Annotated in this window: 23 protein-coding genes; 11 read left to right on the top strand and 12 right to left on the bottom strand. The window is 41.0% G+C overall.

Translation table 11 applies throughout. From position 1 onward, the window contains the following. Positions 1-8: 8 nt before the first annotated feature. The 4 genes from G4420_RS15900 to G4420_RS15885 all read right to left on the bottom strand — a co-directional run bounded on the left by G4420_RS15900 (position 9) and on the right by G4420_RS15885 (position 5,685). A complete protein-coding gene (locus G4420_RS15900) occupies positions 9-584 on the bottom strand; it encodes a DJ-1/PfpI family protein (RefSeq protein ID WP_163324928.1) in 576 nt (191 codons plus the stop codon). Positions 585-706: 122 nt separating this feature from the next. After that, the gene (locus G4420_RS15895) at positions 707-3,085 is read right to left on the bottom strand and encodes a GH92 family glycosyl hydrolase (protein WP_262888334.1); all 2,379 of its coding nucleotides are present in this window, start codon (positions 3,083-3,085) and stop codon (positions 707-709) included. A 226-nt stretch (positions 3,086-3,311) separates the two neighbouring features. Beyond that, on the bottom strand, positions 3,312-4,682 hold the full coding sequence (locus G4420_RS15890) for a DUF4270 domain-containing protein (RefSeq protein ID WP_163324926.1): 1,371 nt from the start codon (positions 4,680-4,682) through the stop codon (positions 3,312-3,314). 202 nt (positions 4,683-4,884) lie between these two features. After that, positions 4,885-5,685 carry a glycogen/starch synthase gene (locus tag G4420_RS15885; RefSeq protein ID WP_163324925.1) on the bottom strand — a complete coding sequence of 267 codons (801 nt, stop codon included), beginning with the start codon at positions 5,683-5,685 and terminating at the stop codon, positions 4,885-4,887. A 150-nt stretch (positions 5,686-5,835) separates the two neighbouring features. Here G4420_RS15885 and panC point away from each other — a divergent pair, with 150 nt between their 5' ends. Both panC and panD read left to right on the top strand, forming a co-directional pair. Beyond that, positions 5,836-6,672, top strand: a complete 837-nt coding sequence (panC, locus tag G4420_RS15880; protein ID WP_163324924.1) for a pantoate--beta-alanine ligase — start codon at positions 5,836-5,838, stop codon at positions 6,670-6,672. Positions 6,673-6,691: 19 nt separating this feature from the next. Next, positions 6,692-7,042, top strand: coding sequence for an aspartate 1-decarboxylase (gene panD, locus G4420_RS15875; RefSeq protein ID WP_045031375.1), 351 nt, complete (start codon positions 6,692-6,694; stop codon positions 7,040-7,042). Between the two features lie 97 nt (positions 7,043-7,139). On the opposite strand, the gene G4420_RS15870 is transcribed toward panD, so the two are convergent. Both G4420_RS15870 and G4420_RS15865 read right to left on the bottom strand, forming a co-directional pair. Then, a complete protein-coding gene (locus G4420_RS15870; protein ID WP_163324923.1) occupies positions 7,140-7,712 on the bottom strand; it encodes a hypothetical protein in 573 nt (190 codons plus the stop codon). Between the two features lie 182 nt (positions 7,713-7,894). Further along, the gene (locus tag G4420_RS15865) at positions 7,895-8,440 is read right to left on the bottom strand and encodes a hypothetical protein (protein WP_163324922.1); all 546 of its coding nucleotides are present in this window, start codon (positions 8,438-8,440) and stop codon (positions 7,895-7,897) included. Between the two features lie 317 nt (positions 8,441-8,757). On the opposite strand from G4420_RS15865, the gene G4420_RS15860 reads away from it, so the two are divergent. The 8 genes from G4420_RS15860 (at position 8,758) to G4420_RS15825 (ending at position 15,559) form a co-directional block, all read left to right on the top strand. After that, a complete protein-coding gene (locus G4420_RS15860; protein ID WP_163324921.1) occupies positions 8,758-9,237 on the top strand; it encodes an adenylyltransferase/cytidyltransferase family protein in 480 nt (159 codons plus the stop codon). Between the two features lie 87 nt (positions 9,238-9,324). Further along, the gene (gene radA / locus G4420_RS15855; RefSeq protein ID WP_163324920.1) at positions 9,325-10,683 is read left to right on the top strand and encodes a DNA repair protein RadA; all 1,359 of its coding nucleotides are present in this window, start codon (positions 9,325-9,327) and stop codon (positions 10,681-10,683) included. Positions 10,684-10,777: 94 nt separating this feature from the next. Beyond that, positions 10,778-11,158: a DUF4296 domain-containing protein gene (locus G4420_RS15850; protein WP_163324919.1), complete on the top strand. Its 381-nt coding sequence runs from the start codon at positions 10,778-10,780 to the stop codon at positions 11,156-11,158. An 11-nt stretch (positions 11,159-11,169) separates the two neighbouring features. Then, entirely contained in the window at positions 11,170-12,360 is a 1,191-nt protein-coding gene (locus G4420_RS15845; protein WP_163324918.1) for an amidohydrolase family protein, read from the top strand. Between the two features lie 53 nt (positions 12,361-12,413). Then, positions 12,414-13,430 carry a tRNA dihydrouridine synthase DusB gene (gene dusB / locus G4420_RS15840; protein WP_214647213.1) on the top strand — a complete coding sequence of 339 codons (1,017 nt, stop codon included), beginning with the start codon at positions 12,414-12,416 and terminating at the stop codon, positions 13,428-13,430. A gap of 7 nt (positions 13,431-13,437) precedes the next feature. Then, positions 13,438-13,818 carry a YkvA family protein gene (locus G4420_RS15835; RefSeq protein ID WP_163324917.1) on the top strand — a complete coding sequence of 127 codons (381 nt, stop codon included), beginning with the start codon at positions 13,438-13,440 and terminating at the stop codon, positions 13,816-13,818. A gap of 287 nt (positions 13,819-14,105) precedes the next feature. Continuing rightward, positions 14,106-14,852: a sulfite exporter TauE/SafE family protein gene (locus G4420_RS15830; RefSeq protein WP_045031363.1), complete on the top strand. Its 747-nt coding sequence runs from the start codon at positions 14,106-14,108 to the stop codon at positions 14,850-14,852. Continuing rightward, positions 14,852-15,559 (top strand): class I SAM-dependent methyltransferase, encoded by a 708-nt coding sequence (locus tag G4420_RS15825; RefSeq protein ID WP_163324916.1) that lies wholly within the window; start codon positions 14,852-14,854, stop codon positions 15,557-15,559. Before G4420_RS15830 ends, G4420_RS15825 begins: the two co-directional genes overlap by 1 nt. A gap of 72 nt (positions 15,560-15,631) precedes the next feature. Here the strand turns inward: G4420_RS15825 and G4420_RS15820 are convergent, their stop codons facing one another. Continuing rightward, positions 15,632-16,873, bottom strand: coding sequence for a hypothetical protein (locus G4420_RS15820; RefSeq protein ID WP_163324915.1), 1,242 nt, complete (start codon positions 16,871-16,873; stop codon positions 15,632-15,634). Positions 16,874-17,068: 195 nt separating this feature from the next. Between G4420_RS15820 and G4420_RS15815 the strand changes: the two genes are divergently transcribed. Further along, positions 17,069-17,500 carry an FKBP-type peptidyl-prolyl cis-trans isomerase gene (locus G4420_RS15815; RefSeq protein ID WP_163324914.1) on the top strand — a complete coding sequence of 144 codons (432 nt, stop codon included), beginning with the start codon at positions 17,069-17,071 and terminating at the stop codon, positions 17,498-17,500. A gap of 1 nt (position 17,501) precedes the next feature. On the opposite strand, the gene G4420_RS15810 is transcribed toward G4420_RS15815, so the two are convergent. From G4420_RS15810 to lptC, 5 genes are all read right to left on the bottom strand, one after another. Further along, positions 17,502-18,119, bottom strand: coding sequence for a MarC family protein (locus tag G4420_RS15810; protein WP_163324913.1), 618 nt, complete (start codon positions 18,117-18,119; stop codon positions 17,502-17,504). A 739-nt stretch (positions 18,120-18,858) separates the two neighbouring features. Further along, on the bottom strand, positions 18,859-19,731 hold the full coding sequence (locus G4420_RS15805; protein WP_163324912.1) for a hypothetical protein: 873 nt from the start codon (positions 19,729-19,731) through the stop codon (positions 18,859-18,861). Between the two features lie 227 nt (positions 19,732-19,958). After that, positions 19,959-22,085, bottom strand: coding sequence for a peptidylprolyl isomerase (locus G4420_RS15800; protein ID WP_163324911.1), 2,127 nt, complete (start codon positions 22,083-22,085; stop codon positions 19,959-19,961). A gap of 164 nt (positions 22,086-22,249) precedes the next feature. After that, positions 22,250-23,515, bottom strand: coding sequence for a hemolysin family protein (locus G4420_RS15795; RefSeq protein ID WP_163324910.1), 1,266 nt, complete (start codon positions 23,513-23,515; stop codon positions 22,250-22,252). A 6-nt stretch (positions 23,516-23,521) separates the two neighbouring features. Then, positions 23,522-24,175: an LPS export ABC transporter periplasmic protein LptC gene (lptC, locus tag G4420_RS15790; protein ID WP_163324909.1), complete on the bottom strand. Its 654-nt coding sequence runs from the start codon at positions 24,173-24,175 to the stop codon at positions 23,522-23,524. Between the last annotated feature and the right edge of the window lie 10 nt (positions 24,176-24,185).

Raw genomic sequence — 24,185 nt, 5'->3', positions numbered from 1 at the left:
GCCTGGTTTTAAAATCCCATTAACTTCCGAACCTTTTCAGCATTTGCGTTGGAGGTCAACAGCTCCAGCAGTAATAAAGCTACATCAAGGGCTGTTGAAGGGTTCCACGATGTAATCAGCTGATCGTCGAGAACAATGGGCTGGTCCAACACATTTACGCCAAAACTTTTCAGCGCTTCCCGTCTTACTGCACTTCGGTAAGTTGTTCCGTTTTTACCTTTTAAAACACCGCTTTTTCCCAATGGCAATGCGCCCACACAAATTGATGCGATAACTTTATTACCGGCGCGGAATGCCCTAATCAGGTCGAGAAACTTATCGCTGTAGGCATCGTTATAAAAACCGTAAACTTCAAAACCTCCGGGAAGCGCAAGCGCGTCAAAATCATTTACATCTATTTCATCAATCCGGTAATCGACCACCAAAGTCTGATCGAACGAACTTTTGACTTCTTTTGTTACCCCACAGGTATACAGTTTTGTGGAGTTGTCACCTTCTTCAAGATTCCAGCCAATTAAATCGATAAATACACTTGCCTCGAAAAATTCAAACCCGTTAGCCAGTAACAGTAATACTTTTTTCATCGGTTCTAATTTTGAGTATGAGTTGATTGCAAATTATTTGTTTTGTTGAACCCTTGGAGACTTTTCCTCGCTGCTTTTCCTCATGAATCTCACCTGGTAAAGCTTTTATAGTAACGTATTAATTATTTCGCTGCCTGATCGCTCATTTCAAATACCAGGTCTCCACCTTTTATTAAATCAAAGTGCGAGATTTTTGTGCCTTCAATTTCAGTCCCGTTTAAGGTAACTTTATTGACGTACACATTCTCCTCATTTTGATTTTTGACTGTGATGGTCAACTGGTTTCCATTTTCAAAAGAAACGACTGCTTTTTTCACCAAAGGACTTCCCAGCTCGTAATATTCCGATCCCGGTGCCAGCGGGTAAAAACCCAAACTGTTAAAAATGTACCAGGCACTCATTTGTCCGGCATCATCGTTACCACACAAACTATTCACTTCTGCGCCATACATGGTTTTCATGATCATGCGCACACGGCTTTGTGTTTTGTATGGCTCGCCGGTGTAATTGTACAAAAACGGAATATGATGCCCCGGTTCGTTACCATGTACATAATTCCCGATCATTCCATCGCGGGTAATATCTTCGTTTTTTTCAATGTATTTATCGTCCAGCTCCATGGTAAACAGCGAATCCAACATTCCCGACAAACGTGCTCTTCCACCCATTAGCTGCACCATATCTTCCACCTGGTGCGGAACGTACAATCCGTAATTCCAGGCATTACCCTCAATAAATCCCTGGCCGTGTGTATCCAGCGGATCAAATTCCTTACGGAACTCGCCGTTTGATAGTTTCGGACGCATAAAACCAATGGAAGGATCGTACACTTTTTTGTACGCATTTGAACGTTCCAGGAACTCTTTTTCGATAGCTACATCTCCGGTGTTTTTGGCAATCTGCGCAATACACCAGTCGTCGAAAGCATATTCCAGGGTTTTCGATACCGAGTACGAACTTTTATCCTCGGGAACAAAACCGTATTTCATATAATCGCCAATTCCGTGAAAATAGGGAACTTTAGCGGTTGTAACTGCTGCATCCAGTGCCCGTTTCCGGTCGAAATCGCCCACTCCTTTTACTACAGCATCGGCCAAAACGGTGGTGGAGTGATAACCAATCATACACCAGTTTTCGTTGGCATAATGGCTCCAAACGGGTAACATATGGTGCACACTCTGGTCGTAGTGCGCCAACATCGATTTAATCATGTCGTTGTTACGCGACGGCTGAACGAGGTTAAAGAAAGGATGCAAAGCACGGTAAGTATCCCACAACGAAAAAATGGTGTAGTTGGTGAATCCTTCCGACTGGTGGATATTCTGATCGAGACCACGGTAACTGCCATCTACATCTTCGTACACAATCGGGCTAAGAAGAGTATGATAAAGTGCTGTGTAGAATGTTTTTTTATCATCCTCCGAAATACTTTCAACTTCTATTTTTGCCAGTTCGTTATTCCATTTTTGTTGCGTTTCGGCTTTAACTTTAGCAAAATCCCAATGAGGAATTTCGGTCTCCATATTTTTTAAGGCACCTGCCATACTTACCGGCGACAAAGCAAATTTCACTTTTAGCTTTTCGTTTTCGGCAGTATCGAAATTAAAATAAGCCCTTATATTTCGTCCGGCCATTTCCGGGAAATTATTCTCCTGATCGAAATACCGGTAATGCCCGTCGTAATTATTCTCGTCGTACTTTTTGTGTCCGTAACTCTTAAAAGGTTTTGAAAACTGCATGGCAAAAAACACTTTCCGCGTGCGGCCCCACCCTTTTGTTTGGCGGTAACCGGTAACCAGCGAATCGTTCTCAACACGCAAAAATGTCCACACGTTTTTCTGGTCGTAATGGTAAATATTATAAACCAGATCGAGAATAATATGTGCCTCATCGCTTTCAGGGAAAGCATATTGGTGAAATCCCACTCTTTCGGAGGCGGTTAATTCCACATCAATATTGTAATCATCAAGTTTTACGCTGTAATAACCGGGGGCTGCGTTTTCGTTATCATGCGAGTAAACCGAGTAAAACCCTTTTCTTCCTTCGTCGGTTTTTATAGGATCGAGCACTAAATCGCCGGTGGTTGGCATCACCAGAAAATCGCCCAAATCGGAGTGGCCGGTTCCACTAAAATTAGTATGTGCAAAACCGATTATCGTTGTGTCGCGATATTGGTAACCCGCACAATATTCGTAGGTTTTTTTATTGTAGCTGCCATCGGGATTAAAATAAGGCTGCATATCGGTTTGCGGCCCCAGCTGCACCATTCCGAAAGGAGCGGTAGCCCCCGGAAAAGTATGCCCCATGGTGCTGGTTCCAACCATCGGATTTACATACTGGCAATAATCTTCGGAAGTAACATTTGTCGCCGAATTCTTATCATTTTGATTTTTACAGGAAATAGACAGCACCAATAGTACAGCGCAATAAAATAGTGGTTTCATGAATATATTTTTTGTGGTTTGCCAAGAACGAAAACTTTCCTTATTCTCAGCTTGCAAAGCCGGTTAAGCGGTGCAATAAATTTAGTTGTTGGTAAAGGCTGCTAAAATAAAAGTTTTCGGGGGATAAACATACCACAACATTCAATTTGTACCATGTTTTATAAATTGGGCTTTATATTCAACAGGGATCCAATACTGAATCCTTGAAAAATAAACACAGCACCACAATGTACTACAAAAGTGCTTACAAATGGAGGAAGAATAAATTATTGAGTAGCGCGGCCTAATCCAGGAATTTTGAATAGGTAATCCTCATATCAACACCACCTTGTTTTGCACCTTTCAAAATTACACGGTTGGCAATATCTGCACGACGACCCGTTGTCAGGTAAAATCCCTGGTTCCCAACAAATTCTTCGTCATCAGGATCGGTTACATCGATAATACGCTGAACGTGCTGCGTAATATTAAAGGTGTAGGTGTAATCACTGGTATCTAAAAAACCACCGTAAAACGAAGGATTAAAGAAGTAATCAATTGGGCGGTATTCTTCTCCGTCGGGCGCCTCAAAGGTAAACATCAGCTGGCTTGGCGGCGGATAGTTATGAATATCGCTTGCAGTAGTATCAACATGAAAAATTATTTCAGCTTTGTTAATACCCATATTAACCGAGTCTTTCCAGCTTTCAAGACCTGAAACTGTAATTCGAGATTTTAACCCTCCGGTGGGCTGTACATAAATCAGATCGCTTTCCTCATCTTCCTGATCAAGGTCGGCTAAAAACGGCGCTTCGGTGTAATCGTGTTTAAATTCACTAACACGCGAACTATATTGGGTTATCAGGTAGGCTTGCGATAAGGTATCGGGGTCTTCGTCTGCTTCCAGCAACACGGTGTTTTCGTCGTTGTTATAGTATACCAACAACGCCGATCCCTGAAACGTACTGGTCGATGCCGTGTGCAAGGTCACCAATGCTCCTTCCCCTGAAACATCCGCACTTTCGAGTAAAAGGCCCTTAAAATATTGTAGAAAAACATCGTTATTGATCATATCAAGCGAATCGGCTCCGATCAGCTTTTCGCCCAAAGTAATATCCAGCGGAATCGTCAATAACTGGTAATTAGTATCCTGAGTTGCAGAATCCAGCACCACTTTTGGTGTATACTCAAATTCGGCAAGCGGAATATCCGAAGCCATCGATTTCAAATCAATATCCTGGGTGTATTCGGCATCCGGATCAAGGTACGTTTCCATTTCGTACACTTTAACATGTTGCACGGTAGTTGTGTCGCCGTATATATTTCTGTAAAACAGGTACAAACGAACAGAATCGACTACCGGGTTGGTTCCAAAATCGGGATATGAAGTTAATCGAAACTGTGTTGCATAATTGGCTGTTGTTTTTCCAAAAACCGGATCATTCAGGGTTCCCAAAAGGTTTGTTGCTCCTTTGTTGGAAATAATTCCATTTTCAGTAAATGTATACGATGCTATTTTATCCGAAACAGAAATATTTCGAACATTAATAAGATCTTCATCCGGAAGGATACCCAGCCCTAAATCGTTTTGCTCGCTATTGCATGCAACCAAAATGTTTACAAGAACGAATAATCCACCAACTATTTTTAACAACTGCACTGTACTGTATTTCATGTCAATAATTCCAATTTATTTTAGGAAGCGTTACCCACTGCAGCCAATGCAAATTAGCCTATTTAAACAGTTAGGATGGCCTCTTCAATTTTCTGATTTCCGAAAAATTACACAAACATAGAAAATTACAACGAGAGCGATTCTGAAATCGGAGTAAAATTGAACTTTTTAAATATAATTTTGATTCTTTAACACCGAAGCTTTACACTTTATCGTAAAACTCGTTATAAGCGTCGATGTATGTTTCTTTTGGGTGAAAATCAAGGAATAACTTTTCGCTATCCTGAATATAATTTTTAACGTCGGCGTTAATACTTTCAGCTCCCTGTATAACCGCATCCGAATAATCGATAGCCATTTTGCTAACATTGGCAAAAGTTGGCTCTTCTATCATTTTTACATCGTCGGTTGTAATACCTTCAAGCAATAGTTTTTCGTTAAACCTGCTATCAAGCGTTTGTTTAAAATCATCGTTATAAACCGAATAAACCAATTTCGAGTTCTTGAATAACGGATCGTTGTAATAGTACTTTTTAATATACAAAGGCACTAACGAAGTAAGCCATCCATGGCAGTGAATAATATCGGGAGCCCAGCGTAACTTAATTACAGTTTCGAGCACTCCGCGGGCAAAAAATACCGCACGTTCGTCGTTATCTTCAAACTCTTTGCCGTCATCGTCGTGTAATACGGATTTGCGTTGAAAATAATCTTCATTATCGATAAAATACACCTGCATACGAGCAGCTTGAATGGAAGCTACTTTTATGATAAGTGGGTGATCGGCATCGTTAATCACAAGGTTCATACCCGACAAACGGATTACCTCATGCAACTGATTTCTACGTTCGTTTACGCAGCCATAACGCGGCATAAAAGTTCTAATCTCTCTCCCTTTCTCCTGAACGCCCTGTGGCAGGTAACGTCCAATCTCCGACATCTCGCTTTCTGGTAAATAAGGGGTAATCTCCTGTGAAATATAAAGGATTCTTTTCTTTTCCATGAACCTATAAGTGCAGTTAAAAACAGTGTGCAAAAGTAATAAAAATATGCGAATAGTCAAGTTAAGTTCGTTAGTTTCAGTCAGTATACTTCCTTTTTATGCTGTTTTAACAATTAAAATTACTTACTTTGCAGCCGCAATTTTTTAGGCATGAAACTGGTTAGTACAATACAAGAGCTACAAGCTGAATTACAGCATCTTACCAATGGGAAAACAGTGGGTTTTGTACCCACTATGGGGGCCCTTCATCAGGGCCATATTTCGTTGGTAAAACAGGCCGTTTCGGAGAATCCGGTTGTGGTGGTAAGTATTTTTGTAAATCCAACACAATTTAACGATCCGGCCGACCTGGAACGTTATCCGCGCACGCTCGAAAACGATATGAAATTATTGGAACCAACAGGTTGTTCAATCGTTTTTGCACCCAATGCTAAAGAGGTTTATCCCGAGCCGGATAAACGTAAATTTAACTTTGGAAAATTAGAAGAGGTAATGGAAGGCAAACATCGCCCGGGACACTTTAATGGTGTGGCACAGGTGGTTAGCCGGCTTTTCGACATGGTAAAACCTACCAAATCGTACTTCGGATTGAAGGATTTTCAGCAATTGGCTATCGTTAAAAATATGGTGAAACAACTGCAACTTCCTGTGGAAATTGTACCTTGCGCCATTATTCGCGAGAAAAGTGGTTTGGCCATGAGCTCGCGAAATGAGTTATTGACGGAAGAACAGCGGAAAAATGCAGCCGTAATTTCAGAGACTTTGTTTAAAGCCAAAGAACTTAAGGAGCAGAGATCCGTACAAGAAATCACGGATTGGGTGACAGAAACGATAAACAAGAACCCCTTCCTGGATGTTGAATATTTTGAGATCGTTGACGACGAACAGCTGCAACCGGTGAAAAACTGGGACGAAGATTCTACAAAAGTTGGATGTGTTGCTGTTTTTTGCGGAAAGATCAGGTTAATTGACAATATAGTTTTTTAAGACCGAAATAAGCATAGTTATGCAAATTGAAGTTTGTAAATCGAAAATACACAAGGTTACCGTTACCGAAGCGAACCTGCAATATGTTGGAAGTATTACCATCGACGAAGATTTGATGGACGCGGCAAACCTTATTGAGAACGAAAAAGTACAGGTTGTTAATATTAACAACGGCGAGCGTTTAGAGACTTATGTTATCAGGGGTGAGCGCGGATCGGGTACCATCTGTTTGAACGGCCCGGCTGCACGAAAAGTGGCTGTTGGCGATGTGGTAATTATCATTTCGTACGCCTTAATGGATTTTGAGGAAGCCAAAACGTTTAAACCAAGTTTGATATTCCCCGATATTGAGACGAATACTGTAGTATAAAATACATTTACGATAAATAGTAAACCTCGTAGTTTTAACTGCGAGGTTTTTTATTTGAAGGTATCTCAGTCAATCAATGAGACGTTTTTGATAAAGCTTATCTATTTTTTCCCAAAGGAACACCCAGACGAATTCCGAGTTGCAAAAACTCCGTACTACCCGAATAATTGTCAAAAATTCCGGTTTCAGCAATGGGCAAATTATTTAAACTTCTTCCCAAATCAACCTTCTCCCAACCCACATAAAACCACACGGAAAGATCTTCTGCAATAACTTTAAACCCTGCATGAAATCCAGGATACCATTTAAAATACGACTTTGAGCTTCCAAGATATTCTTCTTCCTCAGTTTCTTCGTTTCCAAAAGTGGCGTTACTATTTGAACCCTCAAATCCCAGATTTACATCGGCAAAAAAGAAAATAATATCTGATAATTCCTGGTAAAACCTCGGACACAGGCTGAGTGTGTAATAACTGGCTTCGGTAAATAATATATAATCGTTACCATACGGAACGATTTCACCACCAATGGGCTCTATTTTTTTATGAGAATTCTTTCCCGCATATCCTTTCAGTTCAAAGGCAAATTTTCTGGATATATAATACTCATAGCCCCCTCCAAAATAAAATCCTAAATCGTCATTATACAGCACAAATGCGTTCGTACCCATATCAAAATTTAAATGGGCCGGGAATTTTTCGTCTTGTGCACTACACTCAGTAGGACTAAGAGCTTCCAAAAAAACCCAAAATATGATTAAAATAGAAATGTTGAGTTTTGAGAATATTTTAGTCATTTGGAATACTATTCAATACAAAAAAACTGCGCCCAATTTGGCCACAGTTAATAAGATCATTTTCTAAGATTATAACCGATGTTAAGCTGGAACATTGGCAAAAATCCATACTCCCCTTTCATGTCAAAATAAACATATGGCCCAACATCAAATAATACATAAAATTGATTAAAAGCGCGCTGTATTCCCCATGTTGGTCCAAATGCATAATCCAATTCTGAGGTTCTTGAGAAACTGGAAGCAATCTCGGGTCCTCGAACAAGAAGTCTTACTCCAAAGTAATTAGATGAGTTATACTTTACATTTTTACCGGCACTGTTTCTTTTCGTTATGTTGTAGTAATTACGATACTGCATATCGTAAAACGGTGATAACAAATACATAAATCCATCTCCGCTGGTTTTTAGATCTTTGTATGAACCACCATAACCGATGCCAAGATTTAAAGCGAAAGTTGATTTTTCTGACAACTTAAATTCATATTCCATTCCCGGGTTCAAGAAAGTAAGTTTTAATCCACTTTTAGTTAACGGACTCTCCTCTTGTCCGAATGAAATTATCACAAAAAGAAGTAGTTGAAATACGAGCGTAATTTTTCTCATTTGAATATGTTTAATTGTTTTCTGAAGTTATACCTAAGTTCTTTTTTTACAACTTTTATTTCCTTCACCCTAAAACACCACTGTGTTTTATTTCCAACCTCACTTTATACTATCCTTTTACTGAAAATCTGTGTCGAAGAACAGGGGTTCCTTTAACGACAGCTTAAATTTAATTCAACAAATTCTCTTTTTCAAAATATAATATGTTAAAAATTGGTTTAGGGGGGATTTAGAATGAATAAAAATAATTCACACATCCTTTAAAATGCAATAGTGATACTTCAATTTAATAGTTATTTTTGACAATTATGAATCTCATGTTTAAATCAAAGATTTTTAAGGATTTTGAATCGCTCCGTCCCCTGCTTGAAATATGGAAAGGAAGTAACAACACCATCGTTTTCACCAACGGTTGTTTCGACCTTATTCATAACGGGCACGTTGATTCACTGCACAAATCGGCAGCATATGGCACCAAATTGATTGTTGGGCTTAACTCCGATGTTTCGGTTAAATTATTAAAAGGCGATAAGCGCCCTATTATATATGAGCAGGCGCGTGCAGAAGTGCTGGCGGCCTTTGGATGTGTTGATGCGGTAATTCTTTTTGATGAAGAAACGCCGGCCGAAATAATTGCTAAGATCATCCCCGACGTTTTGATAAAAGGTGCCCAATACGAAATACATGAAATTGCCGGTCACGATACCGTATTAAATAACGGTGGAAAGGTGGAAACACTTGAATTGATTGAAGGAATTTCAACCAGCGAAATTATTGAACGAATTAAAAACCTTTAACAACTCCGTGTAAACCTCAGCGTTCTCTGTGGAACTATTTTTTACCGCAGAGATAACAGAGAACCGCACAGAGTAACACAGAAAAGAATGGCACAAACAAAAACCATATACACCTGCCAGAGCTGCGGCGCCCAATCGCCCAAATGGCTCGGAAAATGCTCCGCCTGCAACGAGTGGAACACCTACGTGGAAGAAATTGTGGAGAAGAAACAATCTACCGGAAAACTTTCGGTGCAGATTTCGGGCAACCAACCCATTACACTCGAAAATATCGAGATGGCCAGAACACAGCGTATTTCGGTGGGGATTGAAGAATTTAACCGTGTTTTGGGTGGCGGAATCGTTCCCGGCTCGCTAATACTTTTGGGTGGCGATCCCGGAATTGGGAAATCAACACTGGCACTGCAACTGGCTTTGGGATTAAACGGGAAAAAAGTACTGTACATTTCGGGCGAAGAAAGTCTGCAACAGATAAAACTGCGTGCCGAACGATTGAGTAACGCCCAAAGCAATTGCCTGTTTTTAAGCGAAACATCGTTGGAACACATTGTTGCCCAAAGCGAACAGGCAAAACCGGAGTTACTGATCATCGACTCTATCCAAACTATTTCAACAGAACTTATCGAGTCATCGCCGGGTTCGGTTGGGCAGGTTCGTGAATGTACTTCGGCTATTTTAAAATTTGCCAAAAAGAATCATGTTGCCGTGGTGCTGATCGGTCACATTACTAAAGAAGGCAGCCTTGCCGGGCCAAAAGTACTGGAGCACATGGTCGACACTGTTTTGCAGTTTGAAGGCGACACCAATTATATGTATCGCATTTTACGCTCGAATAAAAACCGCTTTGGTTCCACTAACGAACTCGGCATTTTTGAGATGCGCAGCGACGGATTACGTGAAATCACAAATCCATCGGAGCAGTTGATATCAAAAGTAAACGTCGATGTAAGTGGCACCGCCATTGCTGCAACCGTGGAAGGTGTACGGCCATTCCTGATCGAAATTCAGGCATTGGTAAGTTCGGCAGCTTACGGAACACCTCAGCGCTCATCCACAGGTTTTGATTTGCGCCGGCTGAACATGCTTTTGGCCGTTTTGGAAAAACGCGCCGGTTTTAAACTCATTGCAAAAGATGTGTTCCTGAATATTGCAGGCGGACTAAAAATCAATGATCCGGCAACCGATTTGGCGGTTATTTGCTCCATTCTTTCGTCGAATATCGACATTGCCATAAACCACAAAATATGTTTTGCCGGCGAGGTTGGCTTAACCGGGGAAATACGCGCCGTAAGCCGCATCGAGCAACGTATTGCCGAAGCGGCCAAACTGGGATTTTCGCGCATTTATGTACCAACACTTAACAAAGGTTTTGATGTTTCGAAATTTAAAATCGATATTGTGAAGGTTAGCCGGGTAGAAGAAGTATTCAAAACTATTTTCGCGTAAAATAATTTCTCACAGCTTATAAAACAGTATAAATAAGCTTTTTTAACGACCTTTTTTTGAAAAACGATTGAACTATTTATAATTTGGCAGCCAAATGAAAAATGCCTTTCTGATAATAATTATTGCTGTGTGCGCATTCACTGCGTGCGAAAACGAGATTATGCCCAAGCCCGAGCATTTAATCAAGGAAAAGAAAATGATCAATATGCTCGTTGACGTGCACCTGGCCGACGCTGCTTTTAACCATTTCCGATACGACTCAGCCATGTTAAACAGCCGGACAGAGAATTTTTACTACTCGGTTTTGGATAAATACGAAGTTACTGACTCGTTATTTGAGCAATCACTGGTTTTCTACGAAAGTCACCCAAAAAACTTTGAGAAAATGTATCGCAGAGTAATGAGTAGACTGAGTGAAATGGAGCAGGAACGTTCAGGGCGAAAAGAGGAATTGGAGCCATTTGAAGAAGAATAATTAAATGTAAGGTGAGAAAAATCGCCGCCACATACGTCTTCCCCGGAACAACTTCGCCAATAAAAAACGGAATTTTAGTTTGCGACGATGATGGAACAATCATCGAAATCCTGGATCGGGGCGATTCATTCCGTGAAGAAGCCGGTGTGGAGTTTTACAGCGGCATTTTAACTCCCGGATTTGTAAACACCCATTGTCATTTAGAATTTTCGCATCTCCGCAACAAAATTGAAAAGCACATCGGTTTTAGTGCTTTTCTCGAAAAGATTAACCAGTTAAGAGATGAACCGGCCGACAAACAAAAGGCCATACAAATTGCCGACCGAAAAATGTGGGCAGCAGGAATTGCCGCTGTTGGAGATGTTTCCAACTTCAATCTTTCGCTTTCGGTAAAACAAAAAAGTAAAATCACCTACTACACTTTTATTGAAGTTTTTGGCTTTCATCCGTCGCGGGCTGAGCGGGCTTTTAACAAAGCGCTTGAAGTGTTTGAATCGTTTGAAAAAGCTAATCTTTCTGCCTCCATCGTTCCGCATTCACCGTATTCTGTATCGCCAGACTTGTTCGAGAAAGTGAAGAGTCATGCACAGAAAAACGGAGGGTCGCTCTCCATTCACAACCAGGAAAGCAAAGCTGAAACAGAGTTCTTTTTATTTGGGCAAGGGGATATTTCCAGGCATTTCATCGATAATTTAAAGCTGGATACCTCACATTGGAAACCTACCGGAATATCGTCGTTGCAATCCATTCTTGAATATTTGCCAAAAGAAAATCAGTTGCTCTTAGTGCACAACATACAAACCCGAAAAGAGGATATTGAAGCATTAAAACAGTACCGCAGCCTCGCTAATACCTATTTTGTTTTGTGTCCCAACTCCAATCTTTTTATTGAAAATGAGCTGCCACCGGTAGATCTTTTTCGGGAAGAAAAGATGCAGATTTGTTTGGGAACCGATAGTTTAGCATCGAATACCGAACTTTCGATACTTCAGGAGATGCTCACCATTCAGCAAAATTTTCCAACTATTTCGCTGGAAGAGTTGTTGTCGTGGGCCTGCATAAACGGGGCAAAAGCCTTAAACATTTCAACTGCTTTTGGATCGTTTGAAAAAGGTAAAAAGCCCGGTGCAAACCTGATTACCGGCATCGATTTCAAAACGATGAAACTCACTCCAAAAGCAAAAGTTAAACGATTGATTTAGCCCAAATTCCCACCCAAATATTTTTAGCTATTTTTGCAGCAATTTTCTAATGAATGATTAAGATTGGCAACATAGATCTGGAGGGCACTCCCCTTTTTCTGGCACCGATGGAAGATGTCACCTACAAGTCGTTTAGGATGATGTGCAAAAAATTTGGCGCCGATTTAATGTACACCGAGTTTGTATCGTCGGAGGCACTGGTGCGCGATGTGGAAAAAACGAAACAAAAAATGCATTTGTTTGAGTTCGACCGTCCGGTAGCCATTCAAATCTATGGACACAACATCGACTCGATGGTGCGTGCGGCGCAGGTAGCCGAAGAATTTGAACCCGATTTTATCGACATCAATTACGGTTGCCCCATGAAAAAGATCGTGCGCCACGGCGCCGGATCGGCCATGTTAAAAGACGTGGACAAAATGCAGAAGATGACTGCAGAAATTGTAAAAGCCGTTAAAATTCCGGTTACCGCAAAAACACGACTGGGCTGGTCGGCAGACAATCAACCTATTGTTGAAGTGGCCGAACGATTACAGGATGCCGGAATTCAGGCGCTGGCCATTCACGGTCGTACGCGCGAACAGTTGTACACCGGTGAAGCCGACTGGACATTGATTGGAGAAGTAAAAAACAATCCGAAAATTCATATTCCCATTATCGGTAACGGAGACATCAACAGCGGTAAAAAAGCCAAACAATTGCTTGATGCAACGGGAGTAGATGCTCTGATGATCGGACGCGGGGCTATTGGTCGACCCTGGTTATTTCGCGAGGTAAAACATTACCTTCAAACCGGAGAAGAATTAGCACAGCCAACGGTTAACGAAGTTGTGGAAGTATTAAAAGAACAACTCCGGCTAAACCTGGAGTGGCGCGACAATGAACGATCGGGGATTTTAATGATGCGTCGTCATTTTGCCAAGTATTTCCCGGGGTTGCCAAATTTCAGAGACCTAAAAATTCAACTGCTGCGCGCCGAAACAAACGACGAGGTACACGCCATTCTTGAACAAATTACCGAACAATACGGTGCATTTCAACTCGATTTTTCAACGGCCAGCTTAAAATAGAACAACTATGGACGACAAGTATTCGAAATATTTTTCTGAACAATCGTTGTGGGACAAGCTTAAGAAATTTGGCAAAGCGGCCGGAGCAAAAGTTGTTTATGCTGTTTTGTTGTTGTACTACACTTTCGAAGACAAAGGCGTTGGATTAAAAACCAAACTCAGCATTGCCGCTGCATTGGGTTATTTTATTCTTCCCACCGATGCCATTGTTGACCTGACACCCATAATTGGGTTCAGCGACGACCTTGGCGTACTGCTTTTTACCCTCTCGGCAGTGGCGGGCAGCATTACCCCCGAAATTAAAGCCAAAACACGCGAAAAACTTAACGAGTGGTTTGGAGAAATCGACCCTACAGAACTTCAGGATATTGACAAAAAAACTTTTTAATACTTTTTTGCAAGCACGTTAACAGAGGTTAAACTACTGCTTATATGAAAGTTATGGCATGGGCTTTGTACACATCTATTTAGTTATATATATCGTAACTAACATGTTTTTAAGTTGAGTGATTAAAAGTAAGGCTGAGGCCTTGAACATGGTTTTTGTTTTTTGTTTTTTGAGGAGGTAAGATCTACCTTCGAATTGTTAGCTAGACTGGTCCCGCTTCTGCGGGACCTTTTCTTTTCTACCCTGTTCCATATTTATTACTACATTAGCGACATAACATTTTTGCTATGCTCGAACTTGACTTCTCCACACTTCAATGGATTTTATTAGCAGTATGTGGCATGCTGGTTGGCATGTCGAAAGTAGGTGTTCCCGGTGTTTCAATGTTGGTGGTTCCCACACTGGCGCTAATTTTTGGTGGCAAAGCCTCAACCGGAATTTTACTGCCGATGTTAATGATGGCCGATTTATTTGGAGTTGGGTATTATCACCGTCATGCCGAGTGGAAATACCTGTGGAAACTGCTGCCCTGGGCTTTTGTAGGAATTGGTATTGCGCTTTGGGTTGGCGAAGTAGTTAATGATACCTGGTTTAAAAATATAATCGCCATTTTGGTTTTTCTGTGTATTGGCCTCATGCTTTGGCGCGACCGCAAAAAAGGACAAAATCTTTTCCCCGACACCTGGTGGTTCTCAGCAACTATGGGTGTTTTAGGAGGTTTCGCTACGATGATTGGCAATGTAGCCGGCCCCATTTTTGCCATTTACCTGCTGGCCATGCATTTGCCAAAAAATAGCTTTATCGGCACCGGAGCCTGGTTTTTTCTGATCGTTAATTTTTCGAAATTTCCATTGCACATTTTCGTTTGGAAAACCATTAACCTTGATACGCTCACACTTGACCTGATGCTTTTACCGGCCATCGCTTTTGGTGCTTTTGCCGGAATAAAACTGGTACAGAAAATATCGGATAAACTATACCGAACCGCTGTAATAATTGTAACTGCCCTGTCGGCATTTTTACTCTTGATCTGATGGAACAACTACATCAATTTTTTCAAAACAAAACAGTAAACACCCTTTTAGATGTTGGAACCGGAAGCGGGAATTTTATTTCGGTTTTAAAAGAAGCCTTAAACAATACCAAATTTACCGGAATCGACCCGGATAAGGCATCGCTTGAAGAAGCTGCAAAAATCCATCCTGATGTGCAGTTCAGTATTATGAGCGGCGAACAACTGGATTTCCCGGATTCCACTTTCGATGCTGCAAGCATTTCAATGGCCATGCACCATTTGCCAGATGTTCAGCAAACTTTCAATGAAATGAAACGCGTGGTAAAACGCGGCGGCTGGATTATCGTAAACGAACTGTTTAGCGACAACCTGAATCCTGCACAGGAAGTACATAAAAGCATGCATCATTTCAGGAGTACGGTTGATCGGCTGAATGGAGTTTGCCATAACGAAACGTTTACGCGCGCCGAAATTCTGGAAGAGGTTGAAAAAGCCGGATTGGAAATTTGCACAGCCTTTAACCATGAAAAAGATCGTGTAGAACCAACTCCTGAAGAAATTACTGAGCGTAAAGACAAGCTAACAGAAATGCTTAGTCAGATTAAAGACAAGCCGGAATACCACGAGTTGAAAAAGCAAATCCCGGAAATAGAAAAGGCGCTACAACAGCATGGATTTCAGATGGCCACAAGGGTGGTTGTTATTGCGAAAGTTAAGAAGGATTGATGCAGATTGAATAAAGATTGACGCTAAAAAACCAGCGGCTCATAGCGAGAGGCTAGTAGCTCGTAGCTAACTTTACATCCTGTTATTCACAATATTGTTATAAATTGAACCAAACTGTACGCGAATTCCAACATTGGCTCCAACCTCGAAAGACGAAGGTAACTGCACTTTATTCAGCAATACATCTTCCAACGAAATGTCTCCTTTAGGCAGATAAATCTGGTCGTGTACATTCTCTACGGTAAAACCCATACGAACCGAAAGCCCGCGCATTATACGAACCGACAGATCGGTATCAAAAGTTATCCGGTTTTTGGTCCAGTCATGCATATAATTCGTTGCATTAAGCCCGGCCTTTACCTCGCCCCAGGTTTGCACAATCTGCAGATCAAGGCGTAACGACTGCTCCCAAAGGCTTTCTTCCAGTTTGTCATATATCGATTCCTCGTAATATTTCATCCACTCGGGCCCAATATAATAGGCTATGGTAAACACTTTTCGGTCCGACACATCCCATGGGAAAATATTATACTCCACGGCAGGTTTAACCGACATTGAGTATTTGGTATTACGGTAATTACTGTTATAAAAACTTCCGAACAAACCTGTTGACCAACGCGATGACAAGCTTTTCACCACACTCGACGAGCCATATGTTGATGTATTATCCGAACGGTACTCTTCCCCGTCGGTGGTGTATTTCTTCGTATTTACTGAACGACGCGCATTGTTTCTTATCCGAATTTCTTCGGTCACCTTATCGGCACGCCCATAAAACGAATAGTTATAGTTCTTTTTGCTTTCTTCCAGATTCACACTGCCACTAATGTCGCCTCTAAACGTCCAGTTGTTCCAAGGATCGTCAACAACAGCAACCTGCGTCTGCTCTGCTTCGTCGCGGTATCTGAAGCTCAATTGATCGGAAGCTTTTGTCTGGTTTACAAAAGGCATCAATCCAAGCGAAAGTGCGTCTTTCAGTTTCCGGCGTTCTTCTTCGTTTGTATCGTCGGCAAGTATAGTGCATGTAATGGTAAAATCGCTGAAATTCTCGAACGTAAGGTTGTTGTACATCAACGAATAAACCATTCCGCCCGAACCGCTCACCCGGCTATTTATAATGATATGCACATCGGCAACGGCCGGATCGTTTACAAAATCGGCAAAACGCATATTGCGTCGCATGTAATCCATATCGAGCCGGGCGCCTTCGATATAAACTTTAATTTTAGCATCCCGCTTGTTGTACGATAACGATCCGTGGCTTTTTATACGCACATCTTTCTCGGGATTTTCGGCAGCCGAAACGTTACTCAATGCAAAACAAATTAAAAGTGAAAAAACGGTGAGAAAGCGCAGTATCATCTTAGTCCTCCTTATCAGGTTCAAGTTGGTTTAAAAAGTAAATATGTATTAAAAGCAGCTCAAATATAGAACTTCAACTGCAATAATTAAAACTTACTTTCTGATTTTCATTTACTTTGTAGTACTTTTTAATATTGAAAGAGTAAGATGGCACGCAGAGAGAAAAAAGCACGTAGTAAAGGATCGGCCGGAAACAACCGGAAATCGGGTGAAGATTTTTTGCAAAACAACAAGCAGAAAACCGGTGTTTTAGAAAGCGACAGTGGATTGCAATATTTAATTGTGGAAGAAAAACAGGGGCCAAAACCCGGACTCTTCGATACGGTTAAAATTCATCAGCGCGCTTTGCTCCTCGACGGTAAAATTCTGGAAGACACTTACCGCCAAAACCAGCCCGACGAAGTTAAAATAGAAGAACTTATTGAAGGACTTCAGGAAGGTTTACCTATGATGAGCGTAGGCAGCCGTTATAAATTCTGGGTGCCTTCGGAACTGGCCTGGGGACGAAAAGGTACCGGAAATAAAATTCCACCAAATGCCGTGTTGAGTTTTGATATTCGTTTGGTGGAGATTTGTTAAACTAACTCCAGTGAATATTCAGCCACGATTTTACGCCCGCCATAATCATTTCAATGGCTACAGAACCTACAAACAGCGCGGTAATACGTCCGGCCAAATCGAAGTAGCGCTCAATTAATTCTTCCCGTTTTTGGCGAATTACATCGTGCAAAAATTTTAATACCACCAAAACCAGAATACACAGCATAACCGCCACTACGATGGATGCGCACGACATAAGAATATCGTTACGTTTTCCAATAACCACGCTGGCACTAATGGTACCGGGGCCAATTAAAACCGGCATGGCAATGGCTCCGGCAATGTGTTTCGATTCGCCACGCAATATCTCAATAGCGGTTGGCCCCCGAAAAACAAACTGCAGCCCGATGAGCAGGAAAACGATACCACCAAACAACTGAAACGAAGCAAAACGAACTTGAAATACGTCGGAGAAAATCCGATCGCCCAGCACAGCAAAACTGCAAAATGCAATACACGAAATAAGCCCGGCACGAATTAAAACCCTCCGGAACTGTTTATTATCGAGCTTTTGAACTATGTCGATTAAATAAACAATTACCAAAAACGGATTTAATAAAACAAGTAATAACAGTATCGATCTTGTAAATTCAGTCATGTCGTTCCCGGGTATTTTTGCGTTTTTCCAGCCTTGTTTGTTCAGTTTTTAATAGCTATCTCGATAAATATAAAAATACAAATCAGGAATGCAATAGCTTTGAAACATCAATCCTGTTGAATTGCGCTCTGGCTACAATTTGTTATTGGTAAAAGGAAGGTATGAGCGTTGGTTGGTTTCTTTTTTGTATTCAACTCAAAGTGCAGTTTTCGTACAAAATGCCAGCTTTAATGTTTATACCGGCCTGTCGGTATGACATATGCACAGTGTTGATAAAATTTATCGTTGCAATGAAGCCCGACGCTGTCGACAACAAAATCAGCTGTCAGTTTTTAATCCGACAGCCGTCGGCAACAAAATAAATTTTCAAAATCGATGATTTCTGCTGTCGACAGCAAAAATATTTCTGATTTTCAACTCGACAGCTGTCGGCAACAAAAAAAACTTTCAGGATTTAACTCGACAGCGGTCGAGTTAAAAATAAACTTTCAAAATCCTTCTCCACCGCTGCGGAAACGAAAAAATATTTTCAAAACACAGCTCTACAGCCGTGGAGAATCAATGCTGCATCCCGAACAGCCCACCACAGTTTAAACAGGGAAAAATTCGATTCGCCATTTACTTCCCCAATCATTGTCGGCGTATCATGCAAAAAACCGGGGCTGTATTTATATCATTTATACAGCCCCGGTCTCTTACTTTCAGCCTGGATTGGGGAAAATCTTCAGATACTATCTCATTATGGCAGATTAACCGCTACGCTTTCTCCGAATACGGTAACACTGACCAGATTATTACAGTCGTCACCCGTATCCGTTGCAGGCCGGTAGTCAATTTCACAACTCAGGTCGTAATCCTCGAGGCCAATATACAGCACTCCTTCTTTAATCCAACGGCAACAATTACTAATCAGCAGTGGTGTTGTTGTAGACATGGTGTAGGCATATCCGTCGGAGCTCGTTCCACTGTGGGTTCCTGTTATTTGGAAATTATCATCGCAAAAATCGGAAGTTTCACCACTTGTTACCATATGTGTATCGTAGCCACTTATCCATTCGCGCTGTGTTTGTTGCTCGAAATAAAACCTTTCACCATTAGGTGCAGTAATTACTCCATCGCTTACGGTACAGTTATATACCGGGTGTTCGCTGGCATTTGGGCCGCTGTAAGCAATGGTTTGCACGCCTTCTACTTTATAGTCGTCGTGATAAAAATCGTCGAAGGTGATTTCCCATTCAGCTCCGCTAACTCCCGGGAAATTATCGGCAGTAATAATCAATTTCCCTCTACGCTCATGGTTATCTAATCCCAAAATATTTTCAGGGCCATAATCCACAGTTATGGTTTTTGGCCAGGAGGTAAGATCGAGTGGCTCAATAGAAATTTGGGGATAATTTTCGTTTGTAGTTGTAGCGCTTTTCAACATGCCCTCCGATTGAAAACCGGCACTGGTTCCTTCTTCCTGCGTGGAACTATAAATACTGTAAGCAGTTGCAGCTTCCATTACCAAAACAGTGGCTTCATCGGATGTGATGGTTCTCTTATCAACTTCTTTACAGGCAGTGATTAAAAGAATCAACAAGCCCAAAACGACCAATAGTGTATTTCTCATAGCATTGAATTATAAAGGTTTATCGTCAAACTTAACGTTTTTTCCTAAAAAATAGTATAGAATGTGCTTTCTTCTTTTTATTTCATCAAAACATATCTGAACAAATCCAGGTACCTGTTGAGAGGTACAATCAGGCTTAGTCTATAAATTCTGAAGCAGACTTGCGACTAAGAAAAAAGCCGCTCCTAAAAAAGGAACGGCTTCTACTATTGTTGTGCGTTATTCTACTAATAGAATTTCGCTCTTTTGTCTTCAATTTCTACCGAGTTACGGAATACATTAAATACTTCCGAACCAACACGGTAAGTGCTTGTTTGCGCCAGACGCATTTTCTCGGCAGCTACGTCAACACCTGCACCTTCGCTAACCGAAGTAGGCATTACAACATAAACACCGTTGTTTCCTTCAATTGGTTCCGATACTTCGTCAACATCAAGTGCTGCAACTGTTCCAATTACGGCAGGTTCCAAACCAATTCCGGGAACCGAGAACGAGTTAAAGTTAATTGCGTTTGCTGTTTGAACTTCAGTATCAAGCGCTGAAGCGGTAGCGGCTAAATCTGCATTGCCGTTTAAAGCAGCTTTTGCTTTCTCAACCAACAATTCAGCTTTTTTCTCCTTTGTTACTGCTAACTCAACACGTGCTTTTACGTCTTCGAAAGGAGCAATTCCTTTTTCAGTTTTGCTTGCTAAAATGGCAATTACAAAATTGTCGCCCAGTTCGAAGATGCGTGAATCCTGGTTGTTAGTCAAAATATCATTAACCTCAGCTTCGTAGGCAGCTCTAATTAACGGACGAGCATCTTCCAAACCAACGATCGTACGTTGATTTTCGCTAACATTTGCTACTCGTTTTGTAAGACCTTGTTCGCTAACTGCAGCGTTAAATGCTTCGGCAGTTGGATTTTCACCAACAAACTGGCTTGCTTTAGCATACACATTCTGGTATGTTCTTGTACTTGGCTCAACATTGCGGGTAAGGTAGGCCACCTGCACCTGACGGGTAAGTTTTCCACGTTTTGTAGTTTGTACAAGGTGAATTCCGTATTGCGTTGCAACCATTGTTACACTATCAGTAGTGTTGTTAAATGCTGCATTTTCGAATGGTTTTACCATTTGACCACGCTGGAACCAACCTAAATCGCCACCGTTGATTGCAGATCCCTGATCGGCTGAATTGGTACGTGCCAGTTCAGCAAAATCAGCACCGTTTTCAATCATTGTTTTCAAGCTGTCGGCCAGTTGCTGTGCAAGAATAGCTTCGGCTTGATTTGTAACTTGCAACAAAATATGACGCGCCTCAACCGAATCAGGCATCATTTCCGATTTGTACAATTTTACCAAAGTGAATGATTCGCCTTCTTTGTAAGGGCCGTAAACTGATCCAACTTCAGCACCTTCGTCGTAAATCCAGTTACCAACAGCTTCCGGCAGGTCGTCTTTTTTGTCCCATACATCGTTAAAGCTAATGTCTGAGTTGGTATCAATAAACTGAATAGTGTTTTCAGTTTCTTCAAAATCAGCTTTAATATCTGTGATCCACTCTTCAGCATCAGCAAAATCTTTTTCCGATGGTTCTACCGGATAAGCAATGTATTCAATTCTTCTGCTGGCTTCCGATTCGTAATCTTCTTTATGTGCGTTGTAATAATCTCTCAGGTCAGTTTCAGTAACGGTAACATCTTCGTCGGCAACTGTACTGTGTGGCAAAGCGATATAATCGAAATTAACCGATTTGTTTCCGGCAGTTGCACTGGCTTCAGCCTGCTCGCCGGTAACGTACATACCTTTTGCCACCATATAAGTGTATTTGCTTTGCGTACGTTCTTCAACAATTTGTTTTTCGATGTTTAACCATGATGCACGGTCTTCAGGCGAAACTAAACCAGTATCCATGTTTTTCAGAAAACGAACTACCGCAGTACGATCGAACTGACCTGTTTGCTGATTGCTGAATATCTGACGAACAATTTGGTGCGGGTTTGCGCCCTGAAGCATGTCGAATAACTCTTCTGAGCTAACTTCAATTCCAAGATCTTCGTAGGCTTCGCCCATTACGATCTCGGCAATTTTTCGTTGCCATGCCTGTTCGCGTACTTGTGACCAGGTATTATCATCTAACTGATTTTGCCCATAGTTTTGTTTGAATATCTCCCCCAGCTCTTCTACCTCTTGCTGAAATTCAGGATATTGAATTGATTCACCATCAATTACTCCAACTTCTAAGCGGTTTCTCTGAAACATTGACGAACCTCCTTGTAACAAATCTCCAAGGATGAACGCTGCCAATGATAAACCGATTACAATTGCTACTAACAATCCTGCTTTCGTTCTAATGTTTTGTAACGTTGCCATTGATTTACAGTTATTTTTTGTCTAAAATCGTTTGAATTTTTCGAGCTACGAAGATAATAATTTTAACTGTTTTACCTCCATTATCGAAAATTTTTTACCAATGCCCGAAACGAGCTCAGAATCGTCAGATTTCCAGCACTTTATCTTCGCAACGTTTTATGAAATTAATCATCCAGAAGTTTGAGTTTTACCAATTCGATTTTAGTATTGGTTGCCTTTAGGATTTTAAACTGAAATTTTTCGATTTTTATAACCGAGTTCACTTTTGGTATACTTTCGTAGTTGTAAAGTATAAAACCGGCAAGTGTTTCAAACTCTTCGTTTTCGGGAAGTTCGAGGAAATATTTTTCATTCAGCATATCGATTTCGGCTCGTGCTGAAAAAATAAATTCGGTATCGCTTATTTTCTTTTCAACAATATCTTTTACGTCGTGCTCGTCTTCAATTTCACCAAATATTTCTTCCAAAATATCTTCGCTGGTCACCATTCCTGCGGTTCCGCCAAATTCGTCAACAACAATTGCAATACTCCGGTGTCCCTGAATAAAAGTACTCAGCAATTTATTTGCCGGCATGGTTTCGGGCACAATCAATACATTTTTTATAAACGGATCGATGGTTTGCGGGTTTTTAAACAACATCGACGAATGCACATAACCAATTATATTGTCGATACTTTCGCTATAAATCAGAATCCGTGAATAACCGGTTTCCACAAATTTTTGCCGCAAATCGCTTATCGAGGCGCCGGTTTCCATCATCTCAATTTCGGTACGCGGAATCATTACCTCGCGCAACTTTATTTTCGAGAAATCGAGTGCATTTTTAAACAGTTTAATTTCTGTTTCAACCAATTCCTTATGCTCGGCATTTGTCCGGTCGTTCTCTTTAATGAACTCATCGAGATCAATCCTGCGGAACACTTTGTTTTTGTCTTCGTTGCCTGGTTCGGTATTAAAAACATTTCGCAACAGAAAATTGGTTATGCCCATTGAGAAACGTGTTACCGGAAAAAATACTACATAAAAAAAAACTAGTGGTAAAGCAAAAACATTCAGCAGCGTATTGGGGAAAATGCGGAATAATGTTTTGGGTAAAAACTCGGCAAACAGCAAAATTACAAAAGTTGAGATGATTGTTTGCAGCAATAAAACCAATGACTCCGACTGGATAGAATTTAGCAAAACTGGCTCTAAAACTGTAGCAAAAGCGATACCGTAAACCACAAGCGCAATGTTGTTGCCAACCAACATGGTAGCAATGTACTGCCCTCCATTATGGGTTAAAAACTTCAATAATTTTGAGCTAAACGGATCGGATTGTTTATCAAGCTCAAGGCGCAGTTTATTCGCTGAAACAAAAGCAATCTCCATTCCTGAAAAAAAGGCCGAGAGAATGATCGTTATCAGAATCAGCAAATATGGGTTCATAAATAACTAGTTAAAGTTTACAGCTTTTTTGGGTGGCGTTTTTGAAATTACCGGATCGTTAATTTCTGCCGCTGGCTGTTCAATGTTGCTACCCATTGGCTGCGGCTGGTTTTTATTATCTACCGCCACATAAATAACACCTTTCGGATTTGTAATTTTCCAGTTTTGCATATTCTGGTCAGATGTTAATCCTGTTCCGGTTATAATTTTGTCGGCACTAATAATCTTTACGTATTCTTCGGTGAAGATTGTTTCATGTTTTTCGTCCCAAATAAGGTGTTCGGTTTTTAGCGAATCGCCTTTTTCGTTGGTAACGATCACGTTATTTTTGGCTTCCCACTTTTCTTCTTTAATAAACTCCTTGGCATAATCGGCCTTAATACTTGAAGTTATTTTATGGTTCTCGTCGTATTTAATCAGCAATAAACCCTCGGGAAACTCGTGAAATGTTTTGCCTTCGTTTTCGAAGCGAAGTAATTTTGGTGCCTTAAGTAAAAAGCGAATGGTACCTGAATCGGTGGAGAGTGTTTCGAAATTTGTTGCCTCTAAAATCGGCAAATTTTCGGGGGAACTAAAAGCTTTTATCTTGTCAATGTCGTTTTTCTTACACGCAAAGAAAAGTATTGCAGTTCCCAACACGGGAACTGCAATACGAGACATTCTTATCAGT

The sequence above is a fragment of the Draconibacterium mangrovi genome (assembly GCF_010586825.1).
In the GTDB taxonomy this organism is placed as follows: domain Bacteria; phylum Bacteroidota; class Bacteroidia; order Bacteroidales; family Prolixibacteraceae; genus Draconibacterium; species Draconibacterium mangrovi.
This window is presented reverse-complemented; position numbering and strand designations above follow the sequence as displayed.

Excerpts from the sequence above, each read along its gene's own strand:
- panD (WP_045031375.1), top strand. The coding sequence starts at position 6,692 with ATGCAAATTGAAGTTTGTAAATCGAAAATACACAAGGTTACCGTTACC.
- radA (WP_163324920.1), top strand. The coding sequence starts at position 9,325 with ATGGCACAAACAAAAACCATATACACCTGCCAGAGCTGCGGCGCCCAA.
- G4420_RS15850 (WP_163324919.1), top strand. The coding sequence starts at position 10,778 with ATGAAAAATGCCTTTCTGATAATAATTATTGCTGTGTGCGCATTCACT.
- G4420_RS15860 (WP_163324921.1), top strand. The coding sequence starts at position 8,758 with ATGTTTAAATCAAAGATTTTTAAGGATTTTGAATCGCTCCGTCCCCTG.
- G4420_RS15900 (WP_163324928.1), bottom strand. The coding sequence starts at position 584 with ATGAAAAAAGTATTACTGTTACTGGCTAACGGGTTTGAATTTTTCGAG.
- G4420_RS15805 (WP_163324912.1), bottom strand. The coding sequence starts at position 19,731 with ATGAGAAATACACTATTGGTCGTTTTGGGCTTGTTGATTCTTTTAATC.
- G4420_RS15800 (WP_163324911.1), bottom strand. The coding sequence starts at position 22,085 with ATGGCAACGTTACAAAACATTAGAACGAAAGCAGGATTGTTAGTAGCA.
- dusB (WP_214647213.1), top strand. The coding sequence starts at position 12,414 with ATGATTAAGATTGGCAACATAGATCTGGAGGGCACTCCCCTTTTTCTG.
- G4420_RS15885 (WP_163324925.1), bottom strand. The coding sequence starts at position 5,685 with ATGGAAAAGAAAAGAATCCTTTATATTTCACAGGAGATTACCCCTTAT.
- G4420_RS15825 (WP_163324916.1), top strand. The coding sequence starts at position 14,852 with ATGGAACAACTACATCAATTTTTTCAAAACAAAACAGTAAACACCCTT.
- G4420_RS15865 (WP_163324922.1), bottom strand. The coding sequence starts at position 8,440 with ATGAGAAAAATTACGCTCGTATTTCAACTACTTCTTTTTGTGATAATT.
- G4420_RS15815 (WP_163324914.1), top strand. The coding sequence starts at position 17,069 with ATGGCACGCAGAGAGAAAAAAGCACGTAGTAAAGGATCGGCCGGAAAC.
- G4420_RS15810 (WP_163324913.1), bottom strand. The coding sequence starts at position 18,119 with ATGACTGAATTTACAAGATCGATACTGTTATTACTTGTTTTATTAAAT.
- lptC (WP_163324909.1), bottom strand. The coding sequence starts at position 24,175 with ATGTCTCGTATTGCAGTTCCCGTGTTGGGAACTGCAATACTTTTCTTT.
- panC (WP_163324924.1), top strand. The coding sequence starts at position 5,836 with ATGAAACTGGTTAGTACAATACAAGAGCTACAAGCTGAATTACAGCAT.
- G4420_RS15795 (WP_163324910.1), bottom strand. The coding sequence starts at position 23,515 with ATGAACCCATATTTGCTGATTCTGATAACGATCATTCTCTCGGCCTTT.
- G4420_RS15835 (WP_163324917.1), top strand. The coding sequence starts at position 13,438 with ATGGACGACAAGTATTCGAAATATTTTTCTGAACAATCGTTGTGGGAC.
- G4420_RS15870 (WP_163324923.1), bottom strand. The coding sequence starts at position 7,712 with ATGGGTACGAACGCATTTGTGCTGTATAATGACGATTTAGGATTTTAT.
- G4420_RS15830 (WP_045031363.1), top strand. The coding sequence starts at position 14,106 with ATGCTCGAACTTGACTTCTCCACACTTCAATGGATTTTATTAGCAGTA.
- G4420_RS15890 (WP_163324926.1), bottom strand. The coding sequence starts at position 4,682 with ATGAAATACAGTACAGTGCAGTTGTTAAAAATAGTTGGTGGATTATTC.